At 41.0% G+C, this 4,485-nt stretch carries 3 protein-coding genes; 2 read left to right on the forward strand and 1 reads right to left on the reverse strand.

Annotation, left to right across the window (positions count from 1 at the left end):
* Window positions 1–153: 153 nt before the first annotated feature.
* The gene (locus tag NJ959_RS26045; protein ID WP_254014668.1) at window positions 154–996 is read right to left on the reverse strand and encodes an Npun_R2479 family HD domain-containing metalloprotein; all 843 of its coding nucleotides are present in this window, start codon (window positions 994–996) and stop codon (window positions 154–156) included.
* Window positions 997–1,410: 414 nt separating this feature from the next.
* On the opposite strand from NJ959_RS26045, the gene NJ959_RS26050 reads away from it, so the two are divergent.
* Window positions 1,411–3,297, forward strand: a complete 1,887-nt coding sequence (locus NJ959_RS26050; RefSeq protein ID WP_254014669.1) for an AAA-like domain-containing protein — start codon at window positions 1,411–1,413, stop codon at window positions 3,295–3,297.
* Window positions 3,298–3,565: 268 nt separating this feature from the next.
* Window positions 3,566–4,345 carry a DUF4058 family protein gene (locus NJ959_RS26055; protein ID WP_254014670.1) on the forward strand — a complete coding sequence of 260 codons (780 nt, stop codon included), beginning with the start codon at window positions 3,566–3,568 and terminating at the stop codon, window positions 4,343–4,345.
* Window positions 4,346–4,485 lie beyond the last annotated feature (140 nt).

Below are 4,485 nucleotides of genomic sequence, written 5' to 3' on the forward strand. Positions count from 1 at the left end.
ATGAAGGATGAAGGATGAAGGATGAAGGATGAAGGATGAAGGATGAAGGATGAAGTATGAAGGATGAAGTATGAAGTAAAAAAATAGTTTTACCCTACCCACATCGCTCCATCCCCTATACCCTATTCCCCACTCCCGATACGGCATCCGCTGTTACACTCCCTTTATTTCCTCTTCCACCTGAAACACATTGGAGTAAAGATTAGCAATAATCTCCTTACCAGCAAGTGTAGTCTCCAAGTATCGCAAAGCAGGTTCAATGTACTGAAACACCACATTCCAGAAAAAATTTGGGTAACCATGGCGCAAATCGCCAGGATTTTGATAACCTAAATTTTTGTTCATACCAGTTTCTTCAAACTCGTAGAATAATGCAGGAATCTTTTCTAAATACCGGGGATCTGACAACTGCCCAATTAAATCAGCCGCACGGGTTAAACCAGGATAATTAATTGTATCCTTATGCGCTTCATCCGGTGGTACTGGGAAACGAGTTAACTCAATATTTTGCTTGACAACTTCAGAATTAATCAATCCCTCAACACCAAATTTCTCCTCTACAAAAAGCTTGCCTCGGCTGACATGGTAAGGAGTCAGACTAGCATCCGTTGCGCTAAGAGGAAGGGAGATCATCATCTCATCTAAACCAATGATATATAATCTGCGATCGCATTGGTCTTCCCGACAAATTCCTTTAACATAGCCAATATCATGGCATAACAAGGAAACAATAAAATTCAACCAATCGTCACAAGACACATTACCTTCACGAATCTGCTTTCCTCGGAGAATTTCCTGGCCGACTAAAGTCACCAAAATCGTGTGTTCTATATCATGATAGAGTGCATCGCTATTAGAAATCTCTTCCAGCACCACATTGGCAACCCAGCCAATCAGATCTGGATATTCGGGTTTGAAGTTGCCGTAAATCTCGCGATAGCCAGACTTCAGGCGATCGGTGCAGGTACGAATCATCACCTCTGTTGGATTAAACATGGCTCCTCCCCTTACTAACTTGCAACTGAGAAACTCAATCAGCTTATTATTAGTTTGATTTACTAGCCTAAAAAATGTAACCAGAAAAACTCACTAAAACTTCATAATCATCTGTTCTTTTCTCAAGAAAATAAAATGATTAAAATTATCTTAATACTTTATATCTCATAAAACCTCATAAAAGCTCACAAGGATAAGTCGGAATATTCTCCCAGTATCTAAAAACTCATAGAAACTCACCTTTATTTAGCAATTAGCCAAATAATATTATTTAATTTGTGACAAACATTTCTCTAAGTGCTATAACTTGTAGAACAGGCATCTCGCCTGTGAAGGAGGAAGAAGGCAATAAAGCCGGACTACTTTAACAAAGACTAGTATAGACCAGATTCAAATTTAAACGATCCTGGAAAGATGGATTTTCAAGAAGCCTTAGAATTCGCAGACAAATTAACCCACGCCAAGACTGGTAAGCACCTAAACGACTTGGAGAGGGAAGTCTTTATTGGATCTTGGCAAGGGCGTACCTATGAGGAAATTTATCCCCATAACCCCGAATACATCGAGAAATATGTAGGCTATAAGTTATGGCAGAAGCTTTCCATCGTATTGGGAGAAAAAGTTACCAAAAAAAAGATTCAAGGCGCAATCGCTCGCACCTTGCAGCGACAGGAGCGAGTTTTTATCAGCCATCGCCACCAACAACCAGATTTGAGTTTGGCGATTGAGTTGCAAAATGCGATCGCAAAGTCTGGATATCAAGCTTTTATGGCTCCTGTCAAAACCAGCTCGGGCGATTCCTCTGTTATTGAAGAAGAATGGCTTACCCATATCGATCGGCAATTAGCCAACTGTGACTACTTTATACTCCTATTATCACCTCAAGCCGCAGTGAGTGAAATGGTAATTGAGGAGTTACGGAGAGCGAAAGAATTAGGAAATTCACATCACAATGCCAAACCAATCTTACTGCCAATTCGGGTAAATTGTCCCCCGAATACACCTCTAAATCACGACTTACGAAACTACCTCCAGGGGATTGCTTATTGCGAGTGGAAATCTCCTCTTGACACGCCAACAATTGTCAAAGCTATTCTGAAGCAATTGTCAGGAAATGGGAAATGGGGAATTAGTAGTGGGGAGGAAGAGGCTGAGAATGAAGAAATCTCCACATCCCCCACTCAGGAGGCTAGTGATTTATCTTCCACCCTTCTCCCTTCTCTTCCCCTATCTTCTGCCCTCCCCACTCCTCTACCTGTAGCGGAACCCGAGTTACCTCAAGGTCAAGTTCGCCTGGATTCTGTATTTTATGTGGAGCGAATTCCTTATGAAGCTCAATGTTACAAAGAAATAATGAAACCAGGGATGCTAATTAGGATTAAAGCACCCAGACAGATGGGAAAAACATCGTTAATGGCAAGAATTTTGGATCGGGCGAGAGAGCAGGGTTGTCGTACTGTACCTTTAAGTTTCCAACATGCAGATCGAACAGTTTTTGCTAATTTAAACCAACTATTACAGTGGTTTTGTTCCAGAATTACTCGTAAGTTGCGCCTTCCTTATCAAGTTGATGATTATTGGCACGATGATACATTTGGCAGCAAAGATAATTGTACCGATTATTTTGAAGATTGTCTATTATCCGGAGGAGATGAACCTTTAGTCTTGGGGTTAGATGAAGTGGATCGGGTATTTCAGTATCCCCAAATCGCAGATGATTTTTTTGGATTACTGCGAGCCTGGTATGAGAAAGCTGGCTATGGAGATAGTGATAGCGATATTTGGGAAAAACTCAGATTAGTAGTGGTTCATTCTACGGAAGTTTATATTCCCATGGATATCAATCAATCCCCCTTTAATGTAGGATTGCCTATTGAATTATTAGATTTTAGCTTCGAGCAAGTCTCTGATTTGGCACAGCGACATGGACTGAATTGGTTCGATAAAAAAGTTGATAAATTAATGGGAATTATCGGCGGACATCCTTATTTAGTAAGGCTTGGTTTATATCAGATTGCCAGAGAAGAGTTAACTTTAGAGCAACTAATAGAAATTGCCCCGACTGAGGCAGGTATTTATGGGGATCACTTGCGCCGACATTTATGGAATTTGCAACAGTATCCGGAGCTAGCTGCCGCCTTCGCTAAGGTAATAACAACTACTGAACCTGTGGAGTTAGATACTGTCCTGGCTTTTAAATTACACAGTATGGGATTGGTTCAGTTACAGGGAAATTATGTCACGTCTCGCTTTGATTTGTACCGTCAGTATTTTCGCGATCGCTTGTCATTGTTAAAATAGATGTACCACCCAATCCAGCGGAGTTAAGCTAATGGCTGTGGAATTAGAAAATTTGTCACAAAAGAGTGGTGTAGAAATAGCTGATACTGACAAAGATCAATGGGATCGAGTATTTGTTAAAATAATCAGTAATGAATTAATGACAGTGAAACCTAGAAGATAAAAATTTATCCCCACCCCCCACTCCCGTTCGGACTTCGGTGAGCTAAGTCGAACCGCTGACGCTCACGGCGGAAGCCCACTCCCCATTTTTAAAACAGAGGTAATTATGCCATCTCCATTCCCAGGAGTAGACCCCTACTTAGAAAGTCCCGAATTTTTCCCAGAATTACATCATCGCTTAATAACTGCGATTGCCGATGCTATAGCTCCCGCGATTCGTCCTAAATATCGAGTAGCGATTGAAAAACGGACTTATTTTAGCAAACCTGAAGAGTCATTAACTGTTGCGATTCCTGATGTAGCAGTCTACTCCAAAACTTCAGTAGCTAACCCTGCTTCATCAACAGCAACACTTCTCAAGTCCATTCAACCACTAACAGTAATTTTGCCAATGGAGGAAGAAACTAGAGAAGGATACTTAGAAATACGAGAAGTAGAAACAGGAGATGTTATTACAGCTATCGAAATTCTTTCTCCTAAAAACAAACGCACTGGAAAAGGACGAGAAGCTTATGAGCGCAAGCGAAATAAAGTTCTACTAAGTGCAACGCATCTCATCGAAATTGACTTGTTAAGACGTGGTAAGCCGATGCCCATAGGAGGTACAATTCGCGGAGATTATCGCATTTTGGTGAGTCGAGAGGAACGCCGTCCCCGAGCCGATTTATATCCGTTTACCCTAAGAGAAGAAATCCCTTCATTTCCCTTACCTTTGAAGTCAGGAGATCCACCAATACAAGTAGAATTGCAAAAATTATTTAGTGAGGTATACGATCGAGCAGGATTTGATTTATCTATCGATTATACTAAATCTCCAGTTCCACTTCTGAATCAAGAGGATCTATCCTGGGCTGATATACTATTACGAGAAAAAGGAGTGCGTTAAGAAGTAGGAAATCAGAAATAAAAGCTAGGGGCTTTCTTGCTATGGGCTATTTATTTGAGCAATTAGCCATTACCCATTACCCAATAGGGAGCATCCCACTTTGGCAAAGATACTCGTTTTTTGCCCCCCTTTTCACCCCC

The organism is Limnofasciculus baicalensis BBK-W-15, from assembly GCF_024178385.1.
Classification (GTDB): domain Bacteria; phylum Cyanobacteriota; class Cyanobacteriia; order Cyanobacteriales; family Coleofasciculaceae; genus Limnofasciculus; species Limnofasciculus baicalensis.